The sequence below is a fragment of the Nocardia sp. XZ_19_369 genome, assembly GCF_015355715.1.
Lineage (GTDB): Bacteria > Actinomycetota > Actinomycetes > Mycobacteriales > Mycobacteriaceae > Nocardia.
The window spans coordinates 478,039-499,982 of record NZ_JACVED010000007.1 but is presented as its reverse complement, the minus strand read 5'-3'; the positions used below and the strand labels follow the sequence as shown (position 1 = coordinate 499,982).

The 21,944-nt window shown below is 65.8% G+C and carries 23 protein-coding genes; 10 read left to right on the top strand and 13 right to left on the bottom strand.

Annotated elements, in window-relative coordinates; all coding sequences use genetic code 11:
• Nucleotides 1-69 precede the first annotated feature (69 nt).
• Nucleotides 70-2,364, bottom strand: coding sequence for a carbon starvation CstA family protein (locus tag IBX18_RS27535; protein ID WP_194836378.1), 2,295 nt, complete (start codon nt 2,362-2,364; stop codon nt 70-72).
• 370 nt (nt 2,365-2,734) lie between these two features.
• Here IBX18_RS27535 and IBX18_RS27530 point away from each other — a divergent pair, with 370 nt between their 5' ends.
• The 3 genes from IBX18_RS27530 (at nt 2,735) to IBX18_RS27520 (ending at nt 5,807) form a co-directional block, all read left to right on the top strand.
• Complete coding sequence (locus IBX18_RS27530; RefSeq protein ID WP_306796445.1) at nt 2,735-4,018, top strand: sugar ABC transporter substrate-binding protein; 1,284 nt, start codon at nt 2,735-2,737, stop codon at nt 4,016-4,018.
• A 68-nt stretch (nt 4,019-4,086) separates the two neighbouring features.
• Entirely contained in the window at nt 4,087-4,962 is an 876-nt protein-coding gene (locus IBX18_RS27525) for a carbohydrate ABC transporter permease (RefSeq protein ID WP_194836522.1), read from the top strand.
• A gap of 32 nt (nt 4,963-4,994) precedes the next feature.
• Entirely contained in the window at nt 4,995-5,807 is an 813-nt protein-coding gene (locus IBX18_RS27520) for a carbohydrate ABC transporter permease (protein WP_194836521.1), read from the top strand.
• A 96-nt stretch (nt 5,808-5,903) separates the two neighbouring features.
• Here IBX18_RS27520 and IBX18_RS27515 read toward each other — a convergent pair whose 3' ends face one another.
• Both IBX18_RS27515 and IBX18_RS27510 read right to left on the bottom strand, forming a co-directional pair.
• Nucleotides 5,904-6,326, bottom strand: a complete 423-nt coding sequence (locus IBX18_RS27515; protein ID WP_194836376.1) for a VOC family protein — start codon at nt 6,324-6,326, stop codon at nt 5,904-5,906.
• Between the two features lie 4 nt (nt 6,327-6,330).
• A complete protein-coding gene (locus IBX18_RS27510; RefSeq protein ID WP_194836375.1) occupies nt 6,331-7,173 on the bottom strand; it encodes a helix-turn-helix domain-containing protein in 843 nt (280 codons plus the stop codon).
• Between the two features lie 162 nt (nt 7,174-7,335).
• On the opposite strand from IBX18_RS27510, the gene IBX18_RS27505 reads away from it, so the two are divergent.
• Complete coding sequence (locus tag IBX18_RS27505; protein ID WP_194836374.1) at nt 7,336-8,259, top strand: zinc-binding dehydrogenase; 924 nt, start codon at nt 7,336-7,338, stop codon at nt 8,257-8,259.
• 151 nt (nt 8,260-8,410) lie between these two features.
• A complete protein-coding gene (gene ychF / locus IBX18_RS27500) occupies nt 8,411-9,490 on the top strand; it encodes a redox-regulated ATPase YchF (protein WP_194836373.1) in 1,080 nt (359 codons plus the stop codon).
• A 102-nt stretch (nt 9,491-9,592) separates the two neighbouring features.
• Here the strand turns inward: ychF and IBX18_RS27495 are convergent, their stop codons facing one another.
• Nucleotides 9,593-10,414, bottom strand: a complete 822-nt coding sequence (locus tag IBX18_RS27495) for a hypothetical protein (protein WP_194836372.1) — start codon at nt 10,412-10,414, stop codon at nt 9,593-9,595.
• On the bottom strand, nt 10,407-11,390 hold the full coding sequence (locus tag IBX18_RS27490) for a type IV toxin-antitoxin system AbiEi family antitoxin (protein ID WP_194836371.1): 984 nt from the start codon (nt 11,388-11,390) through the stop codon (nt 10,407-10,409). Before IBX18_RS27490 ends, IBX18_RS27495 begins: the two co-directional genes overlap by 8 nt.
• 331 nt (nt 11,391-11,721) lie before the next feature.
• Here IBX18_RS27490 and IBX18_RS27485 point away from each other — a divergent pair, with 331 nt between their 5' ends.
• Nucleotides 11,722-12,162: a hypothetical protein gene (locus IBX18_RS27485; RefSeq protein WP_194836370.1), complete on the top strand. Its 441-nt coding sequence runs from the start codon at nt 11,722-11,724 to the stop codon at nt 12,160-12,162.
• 45 nt (nt 12,163-12,207) lie between these two features.
• On the opposite strand, the gene IBX18_RS27480 is transcribed toward IBX18_RS27485, so the two are convergent.
• Complete coding sequence (locus IBX18_RS27480) at nt 12,208-12,591, bottom strand: VOC family protein (RefSeq protein WP_194836369.1); 384 nt, start codon at nt 12,589-12,591, stop codon at nt 12,208-12,210.
• A 40-nt stretch (nt 12,592-12,631) separates the two neighbouring features.
• Entirely contained in the window at nt 12,632-13,030 is a 399-nt protein-coding gene (locus tag IBX18_RS27475) for a VOC family protein (RefSeq protein WP_194836368.1), read from the bottom strand.
• 231 nt (nt 13,031-13,261) lie between these two features.
• Between IBX18_RS27475 and IBX18_RS27470 the strand changes: the two genes are divergently transcribed.
• Both IBX18_RS27470 and IBX18_RS27465 read left to right on the top strand, forming a co-directional pair.
• A complete protein-coding gene (locus IBX18_RS27470) occupies nt 13,262-13,843 on the top strand; it encodes a TetR/AcrR family transcriptional regulator (protein WP_194836367.1) in 582 nt (193 codons plus the stop codon).
• Between the two features lie 109 nt (nt 13,844-13,952).
• Nucleotides 13,953-14,528 carry an NADPH-dependent FMN reductase gene (locus tag IBX18_RS27465; protein ID WP_194836366.1) on the top strand — a complete coding sequence of 192 codons (576 nt, stop codon included), beginning with the start codon at nt 13,953-13,955 and terminating at the stop codon, nt 14,526-14,528.
• Here the strand turns inward: IBX18_RS27465 and IBX18_RS27460 are convergent, their stop codons facing one another.
• From IBX18_RS27460 to IBX18_RS27440, 5 genes are all read right to left on the bottom strand, one after another.
• The gene (locus IBX18_RS27460) at nt 14,529-15,275 is read right to left on the bottom strand and encodes a hypothetical protein (RefSeq protein WP_194836365.1); all 747 of its coding nucleotides are present in this window, start codon (nt 15,273-15,275) and stop codon (nt 14,529-14,531) included.
• Nucleotides 15,272-15,583 carry a type II toxin-antitoxin system prevent-host-death family antitoxin gene (locus IBX18_RS27455; RefSeq protein ID WP_194836364.1) on the bottom strand — a complete coding sequence of 104 codons (312 nt, stop codon included), beginning with the start codon at nt 15,581-15,583 and terminating at the stop codon, nt 15,272-15,274. Before IBX18_RS27455 ends, IBX18_RS27460 begins: the two co-directional genes overlap by 4 nt.
• A 50-nt stretch (nt 15,584-15,633) precedes the next feature.
• Entirely contained in the window at nt 15,634-17,493 is a 1,860-nt protein-coding gene (locus tag IBX18_RS43190; protein WP_194836363.1) for a lipase family protein, read from the bottom strand.
• Between the two features lie 181 nt (nt 17,494-17,674).
• A complete protein-coding gene (locus tag IBX18_RS27445; RefSeq protein ID WP_194836362.1) occupies nt 17,675-17,929 on the bottom strand; it encodes a hypothetical protein in 255 nt (84 codons plus the stop codon).
• 144 nt (nt 17,930-18,073) lie between these two features.
• Nucleotides 18,074-18,976 carry a DMT family transporter gene (locus IBX18_RS27440; RefSeq protein WP_194836361.1) on the bottom strand — a complete coding sequence of 301 codons (903 nt, stop codon included), beginning with the start codon at nt 18,974-18,976 and terminating at the stop codon, nt 18,074-18,076.
• 64 nt (nt 18,977-19,040) lie between these two features.
• On the opposite strand from IBX18_RS27440, the gene IBX18_RS27435 reads away from it, so the two are divergent.
• A complete protein-coding gene (locus IBX18_RS27435; RefSeq protein ID WP_306796444.1) occupies nt 19,041-19,871 on the top strand; it encodes an AraC family transcriptional regulator in 831 nt (276 codons plus the stop codon).
• Nucleotides 19,872-19,918: 47 nt separating this feature from the next.
• Here the strand turns inward: IBX18_RS27435 and IBX18_RS27430 are convergent, their stop codons facing one another.
• A complete protein-coding gene (locus tag IBX18_RS27430) occupies nt 19,919-20,401 on the bottom strand; it encodes a MarR family winged helix-turn-helix transcriptional regulator (RefSeq protein ID WP_135233185.1) in 483 nt (160 codons plus the stop codon).
• Nucleotides 20,402-20,476: 75 nt separating this feature from the next.
• Between IBX18_RS27430 and IBX18_RS27425 the strand changes: the two genes are divergently transcribed.
• Nucleotides 20,477-21,934: an MFS transporter gene (locus tag IBX18_RS27425; protein WP_194836360.1), complete on the top strand. Its 1,458-nt coding sequence runs from the start codon at nt 20,477-20,479 to the stop codon at nt 21,932-21,934.
• Nucleotides 21,935-21,944 lie beyond the last annotated feature (10 nt).

Here is a 21,944-nt window from a genome sequence, read left to right as displayed (position 1 = left end):
CAGCGTCGCGCAGGCGCCGCGGCACGGTCGATCGAGTCGACCGGCCGTCCCGCGCGGCGTCCTGCACCGTCAATGCGTCGCTTTCGTGTGCGCGGCGCCGGGTGCGCGGACCTGTCCTGATTCGATCAGGGCGTCCCATTCCCGTTGCACCTCCTTCTCGGCAGGGGTCGCGAAGAAGGCCTTCGGCGCGAAGATCTTCGACGGTTCGTCCTCGGACTCGCTGCTCGGCCCGCCGCCCGCGCGCCAGGCCCGCACACAGACCAGCACACCGACGATGGCCACGACCAGCACCAGCACCGCGAAGATGATCGACAGGGTGCCCTGGATGAAGGTGTTGCGTACCACCTTCTCCATGTCTTCGACCGTCTTGGCGGGGGCCAAGATCTTCCCGGCGTCCAGCGCGTTGCTGTAGTTGCTGTGCTGCTTCCAGTAGCCGATCTTCGGGTCGGCGGAGAAGATCTTCTGCCAGGACGCGGTCATCGTCACCGTCAGATCCCAGAACAGCGGCACCGCGGGGATCCAGGCCCACTTGATCAGGCCCTTCTTGATCACGATGGTGAGCACCACGGTCAGCGCGATCGCGGCGAGCAGCTGGTTGGAGATGCCGAACAGCGGATACAGCGTGTAGATGCCGCCGAGCGGATCGGTGACACCCATCAGCAGCACCGAACCCCACGCGGCGACCACGATCGCCGAGCAGAGCCACGCACCCGGCCGCCAGGACGGATCCTTGAACTTGCGGGCAGGCCCACCGAAGTTGCCGAGCGAGTCCGACAGCATGAACCGCGCGACCCGGGTGCCCGCGTCGATCGTGGTGAGGATGAACAGCGCCTCGAACATGATCGCGAAGTGATACCAGAACGCCTTGAGCCCGGTGCCGCCGAGGAATCGGTGCAGCACCTCGGACATGCCGACGGCGAGCGTGGGCGCGCCACCGGTGCGCGAGACGATACTGGTCTCGCCGACGTCGGAGGCCGCCTTGTTCAGGTCGGCCGCGGTGATCGGATCTCCCGCCAGCCCAAGGCTATTGGTGTAGGCCGCCGCCTTCTCCGCGGTGCCGCCGGTGAGGCCCGCGCTCGCGTTCATCGCGAAGTACAGGTGCTGGTCGATGATGCTCGCGGTGATGATCGCCATCACCGCGACGAACGACTCCATCAGCATGCCGCCGTAGCCGATCATCCTGGCGTGCGACTGCTTCTCCAGCAGCTTCGGCGTGGTGCCGGAGGAGACCAGCGAGTGGAATCCGGACAGCGCGCCGCAGGCGATGGTGATGAACAGGAATGGGAACAGGCTGCCCGCGAAGGACGGGCCGTTTCCGGAGAACGCGAACTCCGAGACGGCAGGCGCCTTCAACACGGGCATGGTGACCAGGACGCCGACCGCCAGCAGGACGATGGTGCCGATCTTCATGAAGGTCGACAGGTAGTCGCGCGGGGCGAGCAGCAGCCACACCGGCAGCACCGATGCGATGAAGCCGTAGAGGATCAGGCCCCACGCGATGGTGGTACCCGACAGCGTGAACCAGTCCTGGCCCCAGCCGGATCCGGCGACCCAGTTGCCGGAGATGATGGCCAGCATCAGCAGCACGAACCCGATGAGGGAGACCTCGCCGACCGCGCCGGGGCGCAGGAAGCGCAGGTACACGCCCATGAACAGGGCGATCGGGATGGTCATCGCGATGGAGAACACGCCCCACGGGCTGCCGCCGTGCAGCACCCCGTCCGGGCCCGGTGTCGCGGCCAGCGCGTTCACCACGACGATGCCGAGCACCGCGAGCAGGATCATCATGATCACCAGCACGGCGATGATCGCGGCCACGCCGCCGACCGCGCCGAGCTCGTCGCGGGCCATTTGCCCGAGACTGCGTCCCCGGCGGCGGGTCGAGGCCCACAGCACCAGGTAGTCCTGCACCGCGCCGGCGAACACGACGCCGATCACGATCCAGATCGTGCCGGGCAGGTAGCCCATCTGGGCGGCGAGGACGGGGCCGACGAGCGGGCCCGCGCCGGCGATGGCGGCGAAGTGGTGCCCGAACAGCACCCGCCGGTCCATCGGCATGTAGTCCTTGCCGTTTTCCAGGATCTCGGCCGGAGTGGCCTGGTCGTCGCGTGGTTTGACGATCTTGTATTCGATGAGCCTGGAATAGAACTGGTAGGCGAGCACGTAGGTGCTCACCGCCGCGACCACGATCCAGACCGCGTTGACGGACTCGCCGCGGGCGATGGCGATGATGGCCCAGGCGATCGCGCCGATTATCGCGATTCCGGCGAAAATTCCCTTTTTAACAGGCGTGATAGGCGAACGGTCCACGACACCCACGGGAGGTAGGTCGGGATCTGTCCGGAGGTATTCGATGGTCGCCATGCGAACTACTCTCCCGTGATATCGAGCTGGACTTGCTGAAACGTTCACAACGTAGCTGAACTGAAGCGGCTATGAGCCGGACTTAGTGAAGTCTGAACATTGCGACGCGGATCGAGCCGCCGCGACGACTCGTGCTGTGGGTTTCTACGAGCCGGGCTCGATCCGGGTACGCGGCGGGTACGGGTGGCCCGCGGGGGCGTCAGCTGCCCGTCGGCCGATGTTCACGATCTCCGGGTGTTCGCGCGTGCGCGTGGGCGTGTTCCCTCGCACGGCGATGTTGCCATCCGTATGCTGCCATGCTGGCTCCGGCATTCGCCGATCGGTCCGTTCTCTGCCGAGGTTCACGTATCCACCGCCGTGGAGGAGCAACGTGTCACCGGTTCGTCGTCGCACATTTCTCGGCTCGGCGCTGGCCGCACCGCTGCTGGCCGCGACCGGCTGTGGGTCCGCCGACGACGCGCTGACCTTCTTCTTCCAAGCCAGGCCGGAAGAGGCGCGGGTGCGGCTGGCGATCATCCAGGAATTCCAGAAGCGGCACCCGGACATCAGGATTCGCACCATCATGTCCGGGCCGGACCCGCAGCAGCAGCTGCTCACCTACTGTGCGGGCGGTAAATGCCCCGACGTCGTGATGGCGTGGGAACTGCTCTACGCCGGGCTCGCCGAGCGTGGTGTGCTGCTCGATCTGCGGACACTGCTGGACCGGGAGCCCGAGTATGCCGAAAGGTTGCGCGCGGACAGCTATCCGGCGCTGTACGACACGTTCACCTACGCCGGTGGGCAGTACGCCTTACCCGAGCAGTGGTCCGGGGTGTTCCTCTATTACAACCGGGAGCTGTTCGACGCGGCCGGGCTGACGCCGCCCACGCGCTGGCGGGGCGCGTGGTCGTTCGACGAGTTCCTCGACGCCGCGCGCACACTCACGCGACACCGGCAGTGGGGTTTCGCGGATGCCTGGGTGCCGTACTACTCGGCGGCCTGCTTCGGCATGAACAACGGTGCGGAGTGGTTCACGCCGTCGGTGGCGCCGACCAGAGCGAACCTCGGGGATCCTCGGTTCGCCGCGGGGTTCCAGTTCTACGCCGACCTCGCGGTGCGGCATCGGGTGGCGCCGAAAGTGGCTGACCAGCTGTCGGTTTCGGCACCGGATCTGTTCCGCTCCGGTCGGGCGGCGATGGTGCTCGGCGGGCATTGGCTGTATTCCGAATTCGCAGGGCAGGAGGGGCTTTCGATCGATGTGACCGTGCTGCCGGTCGGGCCGCAGGGCGGGCCGGGTGCGATCACCGATGTCGGCAGCACCGGGTTGGCCATCGCGGCGGGCAGTCCGCGCATCGAACAGGCTTGGGAGTTCGTCAAATTCGCGACCGGGCCGGTGGGGCAGGCCATCATCGCCGCCTCCGGATTGTTCGTGCCGGTGCTGAAGTCGGCGATGAACTCGCCGGGTTTCGCGGCCGCGCATCGGGAGATCCGCAACCTCGCCGTCTTCACCGAGGGGCCGGACAACTCCCGCCCGTTGCCGGTGACGCCCGCCTGGGGCAAGGTCTCCGCGCTCTTGGAGCGTGGTAGCAACCGTGTCCTGCGCGGTGCCGCCACCGCCGACTCTCTCGATGGCCGGTTCACCGCCGACCTCGATGCTCTGCTGGACGCTCCGTGAGTGGCACATGGTTGCGGCGAATCGCGAGAAGGGCTCACCATGGTGTGCCACTCACCCCGCGCGGGACGCTGGCGCGCAAGCGCGAGCGGGCGGGGTGGGCTTTCGTGGCGCCGAACGTGGGGGCGGTGGCGGTGTTCCTGCTGTTTCCGCTGGGGTTTTCGCTGTATCTGAGTTTTCATTCGTGGGACCTGTTCCGGCCGATGCGGTTCGTCGGGGTGGCGAACTATCAGCGGTTGTTCGGGGCGGATCCGTTGTTCTTGATCGCCTTGCGCAACAGTGCGGTGTTCACCGTGCTCACACTGGTGCCGACGGTGCTGTTCGGGTTGGCGATCGCGGCGGCGTTGAACCGGAAGTTGGCCGGTATCGGGATGTTTCGGACGATGGCCTTTCTGCCGCTGGTCGCGTCGACGGTGGCGATGGCGGTGGTGTGGCGGTTCATCTTCACCGAGGACGGGGTGCTGAATATCGGGCTCGGGTGGGTCGGGTTGGGGCCGGTGCCGTGGTTGACCGATCCGGATCTGGCGCTGGTTTCGCTGAGTGTGGTCACCGTGTGGAAGGGCGTGCCGTTCGCGACGGTCATTCTGCTGGCCGCGCTGCAAGGGGTGCCGGAGCCGCTGTACGAGGCGGCGAAGATCGATGGAGCTGGTGCGCTGCGGCGGTTTTCGGCGATCACGCTGCCGTTGATTCGTGGGCCGCTGTCGTTCGTCTTCGTGATCACCGTGATCAACTCGGTGCAGGCGTTCGATCAGGTGTACGCGCTCACCGGTAGTAACGGTGGGCCGGAAACGGGGACGTATCTGCTGGGGATCATGCTGTTCCAGAATGCCTTCGGGTTCTATGAGGTGGGGTACGCGTCGGCATTGGCGTGGGTGATCTTCGCGATTTTGCTGGTACTTACCTTGGCGCAGTTGCGGTTTGCCCGGCGGGGCGCGGTGGACCTGTGAGGGGCACCGGGGACCCGAGGGTCCTGCGGCGGATGGTTCGTGGTGCGGGCATCTACGCGGTGTTGATCGGCATCGCGTGGTGTGCGTTGGCGCCGGTGCTGTGGGCGTTGTCCGGGTCGTTGAAGCGGGATGGGGAGATCGTCGAGCCGATGCTGCTGCCGGCGGACCCGCAGTGGTCCAACTACCGGACGGTGTTCGAGTTGCTGCCGCTCGGGCGGATGCTGGTCAATACCGCGGTGTATGCGGTGTGTGTCACCGCGGGCCAGGTGTTCTTCTGCTCGCTGGCCGGATATGCATTCGCGCGCTTGCGGTTTCGCGGCCGCGAGGTGCTGTTCGTCGCCTACCTCGGCACGCTCATGGTGCCGTTGACCGTCACGGTGATCCCGCAATTTCTGGTGATGCGTGCGTTCGGCTGGGTGGATACGCCGTGGGCGATGATCGTGCCCGGGCTGTTCGGCAGCGCCTTCGGTACCTATCTGATGCGGCAGTTCTTCGCCACGCTGCCAATCGAATTGGAGGAAGCCGCGATCCTCGACGGCTGCTCCACCTGGCAGGTCTACTGGCGAGTGCTGTTGCCGCACACCCGTCCTGCCCTGATGGTGCTCGGGGTGCTCACCTGGATCACCGTCTGGAACGACTTCCTGTGGCCGCTGGTCATGATTCAGCGCAATGAGATTGCCACCGCCACACTTGGATTGGTGCGGCTGCAAGGGCAGTATCACACGCAGTGGCCGATCCTCATGGCCGCCTCGATGGTCATTCTGTTGCCGCTGCTGGTGGTGTACGGGATCGGGCAACGCGCGTTCATTCGCGGCATGGCCATGTCCGGGCTCGGTGGTCGATGAAATTGCCTATGGCCCAGCGGTATTGAATGCCGCCGGACCATGGGCCCCCAGGTGAACTTACGCTGTGCTCCCGGCTGTCCGCCGCTGTGTTCCGGGCTATTCGCCCCAGTAGGTGCCGAAGCTCCAGAGGTTGCCCTCGGGGTCGCGGACGGTGAAGCCGCGCGAACCATAGTCTTCGTCGCGCAGGCCGCGCAGCACCTCGGCCCCGGCGGCGGTGGCGCGCTCGAACAGCGCGTCCGGGTCCTCGCAGACGACGTAGGTCGAGTCGTTGCCCGGCACGCGCTTGCCGAACTCGCTCTCGTCCTTGCACGCGGAGCCGAACATCACGCCACCGCCGAGCGGCCAGCGCAGTTCGGCGTGCTCGACGATCGACGGGTCGTCGTCCCTGGTGTACATCGCGGTCTGCACGAAGCCGAAGGCTTCGACGAGGAAGGTGGACATGGCCCGGGCGTCGCGGAAGGTCAAGGTGGGCCACACGGCGGTGCGGGTGGTGGTTTCGGTAGATGCTGGATTTGTCATGCGCTCAGCGTCGTCCGGCGGACCGGTCGGTGTCTTGGACGGATGGAATCTCCTCGCGCAACCAGTTCGTCGGACTGGTGCCGGCCAGCTCGGCGAAGTCGCGATTCAGGTGGGCCTGGTCGTAGTAACCGCAGCTGGCCGCCACCTGCGCGATGGTGATGTAGGACGGGGTGCGCTCGAGCATCCGCCGCGCCCGTTCGAAGCGGGTGATGCGGGCCGCGAGTTTCGGGCTCAAGCCGAACTCGTCGTTGAATCGGCGCGCGAGATGCTGTCTGCTCCAACCGATCTCCTCGGCCAGCGCGCCGACGGTCAGTACCCCGCCGGACCCGACGACCGACCGCCACGCCCACGCCAGCTCGGGTGCGACCACGCGATCGGGGTAGGCGAGGCGGGTCAGGATCCGATCGACGGTGGCGAAACGCTCCGGCCAGCCGAGCGGTTCCTGCAACCGTTCCCACAGCTCACGACCCACCGGACCGACCACGTCGGCGCATTCCACCGAGGTATCCCAGAGTGCGGCGGCGGGCATACCGAACAGCGCGCGGCTGCCGAGCGGGGTCAGCGCGATCGAGACACCCTCCTGGTAGCCCTCGTGCGCGATGAGCGCCGAGCTCGCCTGCAACCCACTCACCGAACAGAGGTAGTCCTGCGGTGACTGGCTCGGATCCGTCTGCGCGACTACGTCGATGGACGCGCCGATGCTGACGATGAACGTCATATGCGCCGACGGCAGGCCGCGATGCAGCCCCGCCCCGTACCCCACCATGCGGTAGCCCATGTAGTGATCGATGAACGGCGCGAGCATGGGCGCCGGTCGCGCCGTCACCATCTCGGTGCTCGGCTCCATGCAGGTCACGGTACGCCGCGCGGGAGGTTGTGCAAGGTGGGTCGGACGACTCCGGGGGTGGGTTGCCGGCCCGTGAGATGGAGCACTCGGTGCCGAAATCGAGTAGGAGCGCACAGCGAGGCCTGGTTAACGTTGCGTCTTCTCACGAGCTTGGAGGTGTACATGCGGCGGGTCCAGTACGAGCACAGCGGTGGTCCTGAGGTGCTCGAGGTCGTGTCGGCCGAGGTGCCGACGCCGGGGCCCGGCGAACTGCTGGTCCGGGTCGAGGCGATCGGGGTGACCCTGCCGGTGGTGCGGAAGGTGCGCGAACAGCGCGAGCCGATCGCGCTGGGTGGTGAGGTCGCGGGTGAGGTGGTCGCCGTCGGTGACGGCGTCACCGGGTACGCGCCCGGGTATCGGGTGACCGGGCTGGTGTTCGGGCACGGATACGCCGATTACGCGCTGCTCGCGGTGGCGATGGCGACGCCGATTCCCGACGGGGCATCCGCCGTCGACGCGGTCGCCCTGGTGCGCAGTGGTTTGGTCGCGCTCGGGGCGCTCGAAGCGGCGAGCCCCAAGGAAGGGGAGTCGGCGCTCGTCACGGCGGCGGCCAGTGGTGTCGGGCATCTCGCGGTGCAGCTCGCGCGGGTACGCGGAGCGGCGCGGGTGGTCGGTGCGGTGTCGGATCGGGCCAAGGCGGAGTTCGTGCTCGGGCTCGGTGCGGACGAGGTGATCGAGTACGGACAGGAGTCGTGGGGTGAGCCGGTCGACTACGCGCTGGATGCGGTCGGGGGTGAACTGCTCGGGCCTGCCGTCGCGGCGGTCGCACCCGGCGGGCGTCTGGTCGCCTACAGCTCCGGCGGCGGCACGATCGAGGCATACGACCTGTTGGTCGGTGCCAAGTCGGTGATCGGGTTCCAGATTGCTCGGATCGCGAAGGGGCAGCCGGATCTGTTCGACCATTGGCGGCAGGAGCTGTGGCAGTACGTCGCGTCGGGGCAGCTTCGGCCCGCGGTGCACGCGGAATTCGCGCTCGACGAGGCGGCTGAGGCGCACCGGGTGATCGAGGCGCGCGCCAACCTCGGCAAGGTTGTCCTCATCCCCTGAACCCGGCGCGTCGGGTCGGTCTCACCGGGCAGCTACACCACGCCTGTGAAAGGTGTGGATGGTCGGTGAGAGCGGTCGAGCGCCGCGGGGGTTTCTGCTGAGGACGGGCGCGGGGTGGGGGATCGGGGCTGCGGCGTAGACTCTCGTCCTCGTGAGTCTCACTCTTGGAATCGTCGGTCTGCCCAACGTCGGAAAGTCGACGCTTTTCAATGCGCTGACCAAGAACGACGTGCTGGCCGCGAACTACCCGTTCGCGACCATCGAGCCGAACGTCGGCGTGGTCCCGCTGCCCGACCCGCGGCTGAACACCCTGGCCGAGATCTTCGGTTCCGAGCGCATCGTGCCCGCCGTCGTGTCGTTCGTCGACATCGCGGGCATCGTGAAGGGCGCCTCCGAGGGTGCCGGTCTCGGCAACAAGTTCCTCGCCAACATCCGCGAGGCCGACGCCATCTGCCAGGTGGTACGCGTGTTCGCCGACGACGACGTGGTGCACGTGGACGGCCGGGTCGATCCCGCCGCCGACATCGAGGTGATCGAGACCGAGCTCATCCTCGCCGACCTGCAGACCCTGGAGAAGGCGGTCGTGCGGTTGGAGAAGGAAGCCAAGATCAAGAAGGACCGCAAGCCGGTCGCCGAGGCCGCCAAAGCCGCGCAGGAACTCCTGAACAACGGCACCACCCTGTTCGCCGCAGGCAACAAGGTGGATACCGAACTGCTCAAAGAACTTTCGCTGCTCACCACCAAGCCCTTCCTCTACGTCTTCAACGCCGACGAGTCCGTGCTCACCGACGAAGCGAAGGTGGCCGAGCTCAAAGCCTCTGTCGCACCGGCGGATGCGGTCTTCCTCGACGCCAAGGTCGAGGCCGAACTCCTCGAACTCGATGACGAATCCGCCCTCGAACTCCTCGAATCCATCGGCCAGAACGAACCCGGCCTGCACGCCCTAGCCCGGGCCGGCTTCCACACCCTCGGCCTGCAGACCTACCTCACCGCAGGCCCGAAAGAGTCCCGCGCCTGGACAATCCACCAGGGCGACACCGCCCCCAAAGCCGCAGGCGTCATCCACACCGACTTCGAACGCGGTTTCATCAAAGCCGAAGTAGTTGCCTTCACCGACCTCGTCGAAGCCGGATCCATGGCTGCCGCCAAGTCGGCCGGTAAGGTCCGGATGGAAGGCAAGGACTACGTCATGCACGACGGCGACGTAGTCGAATTCCGCTTCAACGTGTAGCTGCGGCTGTTCGATATCCTGCGGTGTTCAATCCAGTTGAACACTGTCGTGGATTGAACGTACGCCGGACACTGCATCGGCCGTACTACCTCCCCGATGTCTTCACGCTGCCAGGAATGTGGTCAAGGCTGCTATCGCTCGGTGTGCCGCAGCACGGTCGGGATTGGTCTTCGACCGTTGCCGAGCGAAGTATTGAGCGAGCAGCTCGAGATCTGTACTAGCCCATGCCGTTGCGAGCTCAGCTACTCGGACAGAGCCAAGTACGCCAGCTATCTCCTCACCGAGCAGATAGAGCGAGGCCACATCAGTGTCTACTTCAGCCTTGATCAGCAAATCTGTACGTGGCCCGAAGAGCAAGGCTCGAACATCATCGTCCTGCTGATACCAGGCAGCTGCGGCCGCGATGTCGCCCGAGTCCTTGTACTCGCCATTGACGGATCGGTCGCACCACGCCTTCAACTTCAGCGCGGTGTAACCCGCCGGCGCTGGAATTCGTACGCGATGACCGCTCCGTAGCCGTAACTCGATCGAGTGGGCAAAGACTTCCTGGAAGCCGAAGACATCGAGGGTCTTCGTTCTGCCAGGTAAGGGGGTGGTGCCAGCCGGATCTTCGATGTCGCCGAACGGCACGACGTCGACTGCGATTCCAGCGACCGCATAACGGACATCGGTGGTGCCGGACCGGGGTAGTGCCGAGACGATCCGTTGATACTCCGGGTGTCCTTTGACTGCAATAGCAATATCTACGTCATTCGTAGACCGCAGGACGTCGGTACGACCGAATCCCGTATGCAGTAAGTCGCGGGAATGTGCACCGATGACCATAATTGATGCGTCGTTTGCGGCGGTACCTGAGACCAGTGCAGTCACCACACGGTCTATCAGATCTAACGACGGCGCGTCGATGCGTCGTGGGTCAAACAAGTTGTTCTCGTCGCAGAGTCCTCGCGACCTCGGCTTGTCGTGGCTCCTTGACGGCAAGGAGATCCGCATATATCAGCAGCGGCGGAGCTGACGATCTGGCGAAGACATCTCGTCTCTCGGACGGTACTGCCCAGGGTGGTTCGTTCCAGAACTGGTGCCGGATCTCGATATTTGGGTCGGTGGACTGCTGCCAGCCGTGACTGACTGCATCCATGAGATCGAATTTCTTAGTGTAGATCGTGAGCGTCTGTGGTTTCCGGATGAGCTCCACCGCTGACTCGCCACTCACGAGAGCTCCAAGCCTCGTAGACCAATTCTCGATATCGCCCTTAAAGGAATTACGCCGGATTTTCGGCAGGAGCGTTCCTCGGAATGCCGCGGTCCAGAGATCGAGTAGCTCCTCGCGTCGGTGCAGCCTTTTCCCCACCAGATAGTCGGACTCCTTCATGATCTCGAGCGTCGATTGTGTGATCCCCACCGACGTTCCGGCAGCCTCGGCAATCCTGCGAACCGGCATGTCTGCGAAATCTGGCCACGCCAGCAACACAAAGAGAACTTGCATTCGCCTAGCACTGAATAGGTTGGCATCCGCAGGCCGGTGACTCTGCTCCATGTTCGGGTTCCGACGGCCGCGAACGTCTACGAGCACCGGGCCGAAGTTCAGATTGGTATTTCCTGCATAGTCGATGTAGTCGATGTGTGCAGCTCGGAGTGCTTCAGCAGTGCGACTGTTGATGTGGGGGCTGGTCACCAGCAGCCGTTGGGCGCTGTCTTGCTGGTCCAGTCGTGATAGCCCGGAGAGAGTCGCGTGCGACAGCCAGGCCATCCGATATGTCATGTCGAAGTTGCGGCGGCTTACGCTGACGATCGCGGTTTGGTCCGCCGTCCAGTGCAACACGGAGAACTCGATCGAGAACTCCGACAAAGCCCGGGCCACGGAGTGTTCGATGTCACAGTGTAGCGTTCGGTCGGCCATGATGTTCAGTTTAATTGAACATCATGAAATATTGAACACTGCCACGCCGGTTGTCCGCCGGGTTGGGTGATGGTGAACGGGCCGATGAGACCCCTCGCTGTATGGTCAACGCTTACTGCGATGCGGACGGATGATGTACACACGTTGTTCGGCTCGTGACTCGGTCAGGGTCGGCCTCGACGTTTCGGTGTTCGTTGCCGTCGAGAGACGAGTCGCGTTCAGTCATAGCGTTCTCCACGGTTCATGGGTAGTCGTGGATGGTTCACGGGTGGCTCGCCCTACGACGAAGGGGCCTGTATGCCTGGGACTCGAAGCTGTTTGCGGAGGCGGTATGAACGACCAAGCAAGGGTCGCTGTGGTTATCGCGTTGATCGAGCTTGTGCGTAGTGCCGATGTTCGCGATCGGGCTGATGCTGGCCATGGGCTGGCTGCATTTGCTGAAATGCCTGAGGCGCGAGCGGTGTTGGCTTCGCTTGTATTGGATGCCGATGATACGTTCGTTACCGTTGTGACGGCGGAAGCCCTGCTGCGCCGGAAAGATGTTGTGGGACTTGGGGTGGTCGCTGCCTCGTTCGCCGGCGCGGATGGCACGCAGTCCGAATGGATCGGGACGGCGTTGAACGATGTGTACGGCGTGTTTGCCGACGAACGAGACGCTGCGGTACGGATCTGCTCGACGTTGTCCCGCGACCCGGATGCCCAAATCAGGCGTGGGGCAATCGATCTGATCACCCTGCTGAACCGGATCGATCCGATTCTTCGTCCCGTATAACGGTGGTTGCTTAGGCGATGCAGGGTCGGCGAGGGTAGAGCGAGTTCACCACTCGCGTTCTTGGGATACGCCGATGATGTAGCCGTCGGGGTCTTGGAAGTAGAACAGTTTCATGCCGTGTTCGGTGTGTTCTTTGATGACGTTGACGAGGGGGCGGATTTTGGTGGTGTAAGCCTCGTGGTCTTTGACGGAGAGGTAGAACATGCCGAAGGCTCCGGTGGGGAAGTTTTGGAGTTGGGGGAGCCATTGGCGGAGGTTGTCTGCGTTGTAGACCATGAAGGCGAAGTTGCCTTGCCAGGTGAGCATGCGGATGTCGTCTTCGGGGTTGTCACTGCCGGGGGCGGCTTCGAAGCCGAGGCTTTCGTAGAAGGTGACGGACGCGGTGGTGTCTGCGACGCCTAAGCAGGAGGCTACTCCGGTGGCTTTCATGGGGAACTCCTTCTGTCGGTTGGGGTTTCGTGTAGTCGTGTCAGGCGCCGGTCCATGGCTGGCTGATGCAGAAAGGTTGACCGGGGGGGTCGAGTAGGACGGTCCAGTTTTCGCCGCCGGGCTGGTGGTCGGGTTTGGTTGCGCCTAGGGCGAGGAGTCGTTGCTCGGCTGTTGCGACGTCGGGGAAGATGAGGTCTAGGTGGAAGGGGAGTTCGTCGGCGGGCCAGTTCGGGGCGGTGAACTTTGCGCCGGTGTAGAAGACGTAGGTGGTGGTGCCGTCGGTAATCATGAAGGCAGTGGGGACGCCGTTTTCGTCGGGGAATTCTTGGGTGAGTTGCCAGCCCAGTGCCGCTGCGTAGAACTCGGCGAGGGCTCGGCCGTCGTCGGCCCAGAACGCGTAGGAGGAGACCGTGCCCGTGGGTGGGGCGGTGTTCTTCATGGCTGTTCACCATCGCTTTCCGTGCGTCGCTGAGTTGTGCGGAAGGGCTGGTTGCGAACGGCGGCATCATCAGGGTGCTCGTGCCGCTGGGCGAATGTCGAGCAAATCGCATTGAGTACATTTGTACCTTAAGAGGCGGCAGTGCGACAGTGGGTTGTGACGCGTCTCGCATTGGGTACATATGTACCCTGAGAGGCATCTACCCGCGGAAACAGCTCTGATGGAGGCGCAGTGGCCGACGAACCAGCCGTCGAGGCCAAACCTGTCCGGCGGCGGCGGTTCGATCCGAACCGCCGTCGCCGCATTGCGGAAGCCGCGATCCAAGTCATCGGCGAACGCGGTGTTGAGGGTCTCACGCACCGGGCCGTCGCCGAGGCGGCGGATGTTCCGATCGCGGGCACCACGTACCACTACAGGGACAAGGAAGACCTGCTCCAAGCGGCGCTGGAAATCTGCGTGGCCGACTATGCCGCGATCATGGCGGCCATCCCGTCGAGCCATCCCGGCCTGACGATCGCCGATGTCATCGACCAGACGGCGGACGCGCTCGTTGGATGCTTCACCACCGAACGCACCATTACGACTGTTCAGCTCGAGCTATACGTCGCGGCTATTCGACGCCCCTCGCTGCGGCCGATCGCCGACCGCTTCGTCGGAGCGACTCGAACGATGTATGCCCATTACACCGATCAGCTCACCGCCACCCTGCTTGCCGATACGGCGCAGGGAATTACGTTGCGCGGCATGGCAAGTGCGGTGCCGCCAACTCGAGACCAGATCCGCGACTTGCTCCTGCGCTGCCTGCCTCGGTAGTCAGCTGAAACCCCGGGTGAGGGAGGGCGCCGATGCGCCGACTTGACCTGAACCATTGTTGAAGTTCGATGCTTGCAGTCGTCACCTGCACACGTCGAAAGGAATTGTCATGACGGAGAATCCGGTTCAGCTCGCAGTGATCGTGGGAAGCACCCGGCCGGGGCGCTTCGGTCCCACGGTCGCCAACTGGTTCGTCGAACATGCCGAACCACGTGCCGACATCGCGATCGATCTCATCGATTTGGCGGAAGACGAACTGCCCCAACCTGCGTCAGACACCACAGCCGCTCGCGTGTCGCAGCCTGTCGGTGCCCGACTGGCTGCCGCCGACGGGTTCGTCATCGTGACGCCCGAGTACAACCACAGCTACCCGGCACCCCTCAAGAGCGCGATCGATGATCACTACACCCAGTGGCAGGCCAAGCCGATCGGATTCGTCTGCTACGGAGGCGTTTCCGGTGGCCTGCGTGCCGTCGAACACCTCCGCCACGTGTTCGCCGAACTCCATGCCGTCACCGTCCGCGACACCGTGAGTTTCCACGGCGCCGCCCAAGTCTTCGACACGACAGGCAAACCCACGGACCCGAAGCCGGCGGCCGCGGCTGCCGATCAACTCCTCGACCAGCTCGTCTGGTGGGGAGCTGCCCTCCGTTCGGCCCGCACCGAACGCCCCTACGTGGCCTGATCAGCGTGTGGCGCGGTGCGGGCCCGGGTGATCCTTGCGGCGGATGCAGGCGACACCGGCGCGGGGAAGCACTGCGCCACAGCGTGGTTCACCGCGCTCGCCGACGATCCGGCTCAGGTCGCCGGCATCCACGCCGGCGCGGGCGCGCGCCAAGGCAGCGCGAAGAGCGGATTCGGGATCGGGCCCGTCCGGACCCCACCCTTGCGACATTGCCGCATTGATCTCGTCTCTCGACATCACCCGGGCGATGGTCTCGTCGAGCAATCCGGCGGCGACGACGGTGCGGATGAGGCCCTCCGGTGCTGATTCAGGCCGGTAGTCCCAGCCGTCCAGGCCGATATCTTCGGCAAGCACGTCGAGCAGAACGAGCGCTTGCCACAGTTCGGTGACTTCATCGAGAGTCAGCTGTCCGCACTGGATCAGCGCATTCGCCATGTCATAGGCGGCGTCTGCCCTGCGTGGACCCGCGCAGAGCACCTCGATGACGCCGACGCCATCGACAATCCTGCTGGCGAATACGACGCGGTGCTGTTTGCCGAGTACGTCGAGGGTGTTCCAGCCGGCCAATCGATCGCCGGTGCCGCGGTTGCTCAAAGGGTGGGAGCCTGCTGGATTACCGCACAGCGTAAGCAGATCGACCAGGACGGATTCGCACTCGGCGGATGGCAGATCCTCGAGATATTCGACGAACGCGTCGGAGAACTCGAACTCCGCCTGACCGCCGGGGAACGATTCGCCTTTCCTCACCGATTCGCGACACGCTCGGCCGCGAGGGCCCGCACCCTGGACTCGTCGACGCCGAGCCGGACGCACACCTCTGCGAGGTTGAACTTCCGGCTCCGCTTCGATGCGAGGTCGGCTGCGGCATCAAGGATTGCGAGTTGAGCCTCGCGAATCTTGCGCATGTCCTCGTCGATCCGGTCGGCCGAATCGACAACGGCCACTGGTCGGCCGTGGCTGGTCAGCACAATGCGCTGTTCTTCGCTCGCTGCGACCAACCCGGACACGCCTTTGCGAGAAGCGGTGGTGATGGGCACTCGAACGGACGACGTCATACTGCAAAACTACCTAGAAATAGGTAGAAATGCAATGCGCTGTAGGTCTGCTAGTGCCCGGTGCTGGTGAAGGTGGGGGGTAGGGGTTGGCCGCAGTTGTTGGGGGTGGGGGTGTTGGTGAGGTGGTCGGCGAACCATTGGATGACGCGGGGGGCGACGGCTTTTTCGTTGGCGCTGTCGTGGCCGACGCCGGGGTTCCACTGGGTGGTCACGGGGGTGCCTGCGGTGCAGTAGCGGTTTACGAGGGCGGCGGTGAATTTCGGGGGGACGAGGGTGTCGTCGAGGCCTTGGGCCAGGTAGACGGGGATGCCGGGGGGCATGTCGGGGGCGCGGTTCTCCTCGAAGGCGCGGCGCCAGGCGGGGTCGGCGAGTGGGTCGCCGTTGAAGTAGTCGCCCATGCCGGGGACGACGGTGAGGCGGGCGAACAGTGCCGCGAAAGGTGTTGCGGCGCAACCGGCTGCCGCCATTTCTTGGTTGCGCGCGGCGGCCTGCGGGGTGAGGAGTGCGTTGGGGTCGAGGTGGGGGTAGGCCTTGGCGTACTGGGTGGTGAGGAAGGGGGTGACGGCCCAGCCATTGAGAAGTTGGGGTGGACTTTCGCGGAGGATGCCTGCGATATCGGAGGCGGGAGCGGTGGCGGCGTCGGCGACGAGGTGGAGTTCGGGGGCGTAGGTGGGTGCTTGGGCGGCCGCGGCCAGGGAGATGAGGCCGCCCTGCGAGACGCCGTAGATCAGCATGTCGGTGCCCGCGTGCGCGTCGGGGAGGTTGCGGGCGGCGCGGGCGGCGTTCACGGTGTCGCGGCCCTGGTCGGTGGCGACGAGATAGTGCTCGCCGTCGCCGGTGCCCGCGGCGCCGGCGTAGTCGCTGGCGGCGACCACCCAGCCGCGGCCGAGCGCGTCGTTCAGCCAGGGCATCGACGAGGCGATCTGCGATTGTCTGCTCGGTGCGCATTCGGCGCCGAGGCTGACGGTGCCGTGCGCGAAGTTCAGGATGGGGCGATCGGTGCCGTCGGTGAGTGGTGTCCAGACCATGCCGGAGGACACCGTCGGGGTGCCGTTCCGGTCCTGCGACCAATAGAGGATGCGCTGGCCGTGTCCGTTCACGCCGGGTAGCGACATCGGGGCCGAACGGATCACGGTGCCCGGCGGGCCGGGTGAAATGCCTTGCGGCACTTGATAGAACGCGTCCAGTCGAGTTTGCTCCGCGTCCTGTCGGGCAGCTTGAGTGACGACCGTTCCGTACCAGCCGACCGCCACCGCGAGCACGATCAGCTGCACGCTCACCGCGGCCGGCCGCCACCAGCGCAGTGTGCTCGCGCGGGGCAGTGGAGCAGTCAGTCGGACACCGCGGACCACCATCGCCGCGCCGGTGATCAACAGCGTGATGATGGTCCACGCGGTGAAATCCAAGCCGGTACGAAACGGGAGCGTCGCGAGGATGACGCCGGCGAGCACCTGCCAGCCCGCAAACGCCGCGGAGGCGACGAGCACATCATCGCGGCGCGCACCGGCCGCCAGCCCGCAGACGCCGAGCCCGATCCAGCACGCCCCAACCCAGATCAACGAGGTCGACACGGACATGGTCAGCGCGGCGATACCGAGCGCACCGAACCCGATGGCGACCAGCGCCTCGACGCCCAGCAATCGTTCAGCGCGCGCGTATCTGGCGGACTCATAGTCCGGCACCTGATTGTCGGCCCGCGCCCACCAGCACCGCACGGCCGCTGACCCGCCGAGCGCCAGCATCGCGACCGCGACCACAACCCGTCCCTCGATGAGCGAGACACCGAAGGGCGAGTACAGCAGTACACCCGCCACGATCACAGCCAGCCCAGGCAGCCACCACGCGATCCCGCGTACCTCCCAGGTCCGGGCTTTGCCGGTCACCACTCCGTCTCGCTGACGCTCGCTCACGGCTGCGCCTCGCTGACGCTCGGCTCCGCCGTGCGCGAGGGCGCACTGTGCCTGTGGTTCACTCGCTGACGCTCGCTCACACCGCGGCCTCCGTCCTTCGGTTACGCGGCAAAAAGCTGGATGCCGACAACTCTACGGACGGCTGAGGAACGGTCGATGTGATCTTCGTCGGCCCGTGGCATCAGCGGTCTCGCCACCGCCGTCGCGCCCATTTTCGCGCCGCCGGGCTGACGGCGAGAACCGGGAGGAACAGTACGAATCCGACCAATGCGACCGGAATCAGCAGGTAGATGAACAATTCGCCGAGGACTTGGACGATGGTGGGTATCGCGAAGGGGACGGCCAGCGCGGCTAGCCCGATCGCTACCGGGTAGGCCCCACCGGAGGCTGCGCCGATCGCCGCGATGGCGAATCCGGCCGCGAGGACGAGCCCCAACAGGGCGACGAGGTAGTTGTCCCACCATGCGTGTTGTTTCGTGTGAATCGAAGCGCCTCCCGAGACGTCGGGTCCGACCCAGCCGCCGAGCCTAGCGCGGTGTCGCCGCGGGGATCGGCAAAGGCACGGAACACATTGTGCTGGTCAGGAACTCAGCGCGACAGGCTGGACGGGCGGTGGTGTCGCTTCGCGCGGCGTTTCCTTGCGTGTGTTCAGCCACGCGCCGACGAACAGCAGCGCCGCCCCGACCCCCTGCACCGGCGCGATCGTTTCACCGAGAACGACCCAGGCGCAAGCCAATCCGAACGCGGGCACCAGGAACATGGCGGTCGCGGCGGTGGCCGGCCCGACCTGCCCGACGGCGCGGTAATAGAGGACATACGCCAGCGCCGTCGGCAACACCCCGAGATACGCCTGGTTGAGCCAGAATTCGAGACCGAGCTCGGACCACGCGACGTCCGGCAGCGTCGGTGCGGCGAGCAGTCCGAGCGCCACCGTGCCCGCTGCGGACGCATAAACGGTGACGGTCGGGGCGGCGAGCCGAGTCAGAATCGGCGCACCGAGCATGGTGTAGCAGGCCCAACAGGCGGCGGCGGCCAGGAAGGCGAGATCGCCGAGCAGCCGGTGCCCGCCGGATGACGGGATGCCGACGAAGAAGACGACACCGCCGGTCACCGCGGCGGCAAGACCGAGTGCTCGTGCACCGGACGGGCGCGTACGCGAGCGCACAGCCAGGACGAGAACGGTGATGACCGGCGCGGTCATCGGCACGATCACGCTGCCATCGGCTGCGGGCGCGAGAGAAAGCCCGAGGAAGAACAGAACGTTGTAGCCGAAGACGCCGATCAGGCCGAGCCCGGCGACGCGGGTCGCCTCGCTTGAGGGCAGCCGAGGCAGCCGCAGCACGATCACGAGCACCACGGTGCCCACCAAGAACCGCAGGAACCCGGCGACCTCGTGCGGCACGTCGTGCACCGCCAGCTTCGAGGAGGCGAACGCGCTGCCCCACAACGCCATGACCAGCACAAGCAAGAGTCGAATACGCACGCTTGCGATCCTGGTTCCGAGACCGGTGCGCGGTATTGAACGCTGGTGCGGCGACAATGGTTCGGTGGCCGAGCAGGAGTGGGTGACGTACCGGCGGATGGCGCACCGCCCGGTCGAGGTGATGCACGCGCACTTCGAGCGGCACGTCTACCACTTGCACAGCCATGAGACGTATTCGTTCGGGCTCACCGAGTTCGGCGCGCAGAGCTTCGATTGCCGCGGTGCGTCGCGGGTGAGCGCGGCGGGCATGGTGATGGCGTTCAACCCGGACGAGCCGCACGACGGTCACAGCACCACTGAGCTCGGTTTCACCTACTCGATCGTGCACATCGGCACCGAGCTGATCACCGACCTGCTGTCCGATCAGACCGGGCGCCCCACCGGCCTACCGCTTTTCGCCGACCCTGTCCTGCCCGACCCGTTGTTGTCATCCGCGCTACATCGCCTGTGCGCCAGCCTGATCCACCCTGCCACCGAGCTGGCCGCGGACGAAGCGCTGGCCGCGTCGGTCGCCGCCATGGTGCGCCGCGGTGCCCGCCGCCCCCTGGTGAACTCGTCGGCCACTCTGCACGGCGGCGCGAGCGCCGACATCGCCCGCCGCGTCCGCGCCATCCTCGACGACCGCTACCTCGACCCACTCTCCATGGACGACCTCGCCGAAGCCAGCGGCTGCAGCCGTTTCGCCCTCTACCGCGCCTTCCGCACCAACTACGGCCTGTCCCCGAGCGATTACCAACGCCTGCTCCGCCTCCGCGCCGCCCGCCGCCTGATCGCCGCAGGCCACCCCGTCGCTCGAGCCGCCACCGAATCCGGCTTCGCCGACCAAGCCCACCTCACCCGCTGGTTCCGCCGCTGCTACGGCATCACCCCCGGCATCTACGCCACCGCCGCTTGAATCGCGAAACCGATTCGCGCCCTGGCGTTCCCACGTAACCGGATCGACTACCGGACCTCGGGTGGCCGCGGCCACGGGTTGTCTTCGATGTGTTCGACGGACTGATTGAACCGGGCGATCAGCCTGCTCAACTGGTCGACGTCGGTGTCGTCCCAGTCGGCGACGACCGTACCGATGCCTTCGCGGCTCTGCCGCCGGTCGGCGGCGAGTACCTCGAGGCCTTTACTGCTGGCTTGGATTTTGCGGGCGATGCCACCGTCGGGGTCGGGGACGCGGTCGACCAGGCCTTGCTTGAGCATGGCGGCGACCTGGCGGTTGATGGTGGAGATGTCGAGTTGGAAGGCTTCGGACAGCTCGCGCAGGCTCAGGGCGGTGTCGAATTCCAGCCTGGTGAGGATGAGGAAGGCCGAGCGGTCGAGCTGGAAGCCGGGGCGGCGGAGTAGCGACGCGGGGAAGTGCCGGGCGAGCAGGGTCAGCTCGAAGACCAGGCGGGTGAGGGCCGCGTTGTCGGCGGGACCGGATTCGGACATGGGGCTCACTATGTCGTGTTCGTCACGACGATATCAAATTGTGCACGATACACATCGTGTGTAGCGTGCACATTCGTGACTGTTGCTGCCGACGCGTCTTCGACCGCCTCCGATACCGATGACCGACGGCGTCCGGCGCCTGCCGTCCTCATCGCGACCCTCGGTATGGTCGGTGTCGTCGTCTCGCTGATGCAGACGCTGGTCATCCCGATCATTCCGACGTTGCCCGACCTGCTGAACACTTCGGCGTCCAACGCCTCCTGGGTGGTCACCGCGACCCTGCTCGCCGGTGCGGTGGCGACGCCGATCAGCGGTCGCCTCGGCGACATGTTCGGCAAGCGACGGGTGCTGTTCGCCAACCTGCTCTCGCTGGTCGCCGGTTCGGTGGTCTGCGCGACCTTCTCCGCACTGGTTCCCGAGATCGTCGGGCGCTCGCTGCAGGGTGCCGCGGTCGGCGCGATCCCGCTGGGCATCAGCATCATGCGCGACGAACTGCCCGCCGAGAAGGTGGGTTCGGCGATGGCGATCATGAGCGCGACGCTCGGCGTCGGCGGTGCCCTCGGCCTGCCGCTGGCCGCGGTGATCGCGCAGAACGCGGACTGGCACATGCTCTTCTGGACCGCGGCGGGCCTCGGCCTGGTCTGTGCCGTGCTGGTTTTCGTGTTCGTGCCGGAGTCGCCGGTGCGTACCCCGTCCCGGTTCGATTTCGGTGGCGCACTGGGCCTTTCGATCGCACTGCTGGCGTTGCTGATTCCGATCACCAAGGGTGCGGACTGGGGCTGGGGCAGCCCGACGACGCTGATCCTGTTCGCGGTGTCGCTGGTGGTGTTCCTCGGCTGGGGCTGGTACGAGCTGCGCCAGGGTGCGCCGCTGGTCGACCTGCGGGTCTCGGCGCGGCCGCGGGTGCTGTTCACCAACGTGGCCTCGATCGCGGTCGGCTTCGCGCTGTACGGCATGTCGCTGACCTTCCCGCAGCTGCTGATGGCCCCTGAGCAGACCGGCTACGGCTTCGGTCTGAGCATGGTCAACGCCGGATTGGCGCTGGCGCCAACCGGTTTCGTGATGATCCTGCTCTCGCCGGTGTCGGCGAAGCTGTCCGCCGCCCGTGGTCCGAAGATCACGCTGGCGCTCGGCTCCGCGGTGATCGCGGCGGGCTACCTGTGCGCCGTGGTGCTGATGAACAGCGTCTGGGAGATCATGCTGGCGTCGATGATCGTCGCCGCGGGCGTCGGCCTCGCCTACGCCGCGATGCCTGCGCTGATCATGGGTGCGGTGCCGATCACCGAGACCGCGGCGGCCAACGGACTCAACTCGCTCATGCGCTCCGTGGGTACGTCCACCTCGTCGGCGGTGATGAGCGTCGTGCTCGCGCACATGACCATGCAGCTCGGCGTGCACGTGTTCCCGTCCCGCGACGGATTCCACACCACCTTCCTCATCGCCACCGCGGCTGCCGTGGTCGCGATCGTGCTGACCACGCTGATCCCGATGCGCAAGGCGCCGGATGCGGCGGCGACGGTGGGCCACGCCTGACCCGAACAGA

Bases quoted from the DNA above. Each gene is read 5' to 3' on its own strand.
- IBX18_RS27520 (WP_194836521.1), top strand. From the start codon at position 4,995: ATGGTTCGTGGTGCGGGCATCTACGCGGTGTTGATCGGCATCGCGTGG.
- IBX18_RS27510 (WP_194836375.1), bottom strand. From the start codon at position 7,173: ATGGAGCCGAGCACCGAGATGGTGACGGCGCGACCGGCGCCCATGCTC.
- IBX18_RS27515 (WP_194836376.1), bottom strand. From the start codon at position 6,326: ATGACAAATCCAGCATCTACCGAAACCACCACCCGCACCGCCGTGTGG.
- IBX18_RS27465 (WP_194836366.1), top strand. From the start codon at position 13,953: ATGACGGAGAATCCGGTTCAGCTCGCAGTGATCGTGGGAAGCACCCGG.
- IBX18_RS27480 (WP_194836369.1), bottom strand. From the start codon at position 12,591: ATGAAAGCCACCGGAGTAGCCTCCTGCTTAGGCGTCGCAGACACCACC.
- IBX18_RS27455 (WP_194836364.1), bottom strand. From the start codon at position 15,583: ATGACGTCGTCCGTTCGAGTGCCCATCACCACCGCTTCTCGCAAAGGC.
- IBX18_RS27475 (WP_194836368.1), bottom strand. From the start codon at position 13,030: ATGAAGAACACCGCCCCACCCACGGGCACGGTCTCCTCCTACGCGTTC.
- IBX18_RS27490 (WP_194836371.1), bottom strand. From the start codon at position 11,390: ATGGCCGACCGAACGCTACACTGTGACATCGAACACTCCGTGGCCCGG.
- IBX18_RS27485 (WP_194836370.1), top strand. From the start codon at position 11,722: ATGAACGACCAAGCAAGGGTCGCTGTGGTTATCGCGTTGATCGAGCTT.
- IBX18_RS27535 (WP_194836378.1), bottom strand. From the start codon at position 2,364: ATGGCGACCATCGAATACCTCCGGACAGATCCCGACCTACCTCCCGTG.
- IBX18_RS27430 (WP_135233185.1), bottom strand. From the start codon at position 20,401: ATGTCCGAATCCGGTCCCGCCGACAACGCGGCCCTCACCCGCCTGGTC.
- IBX18_RS27505 (WP_194836374.1), top strand. From the start codon at position 7,336: ATGCGGCGGGTCCAGTACGAGCACAGCGGTGGTCCTGAGGTGCTCGAG.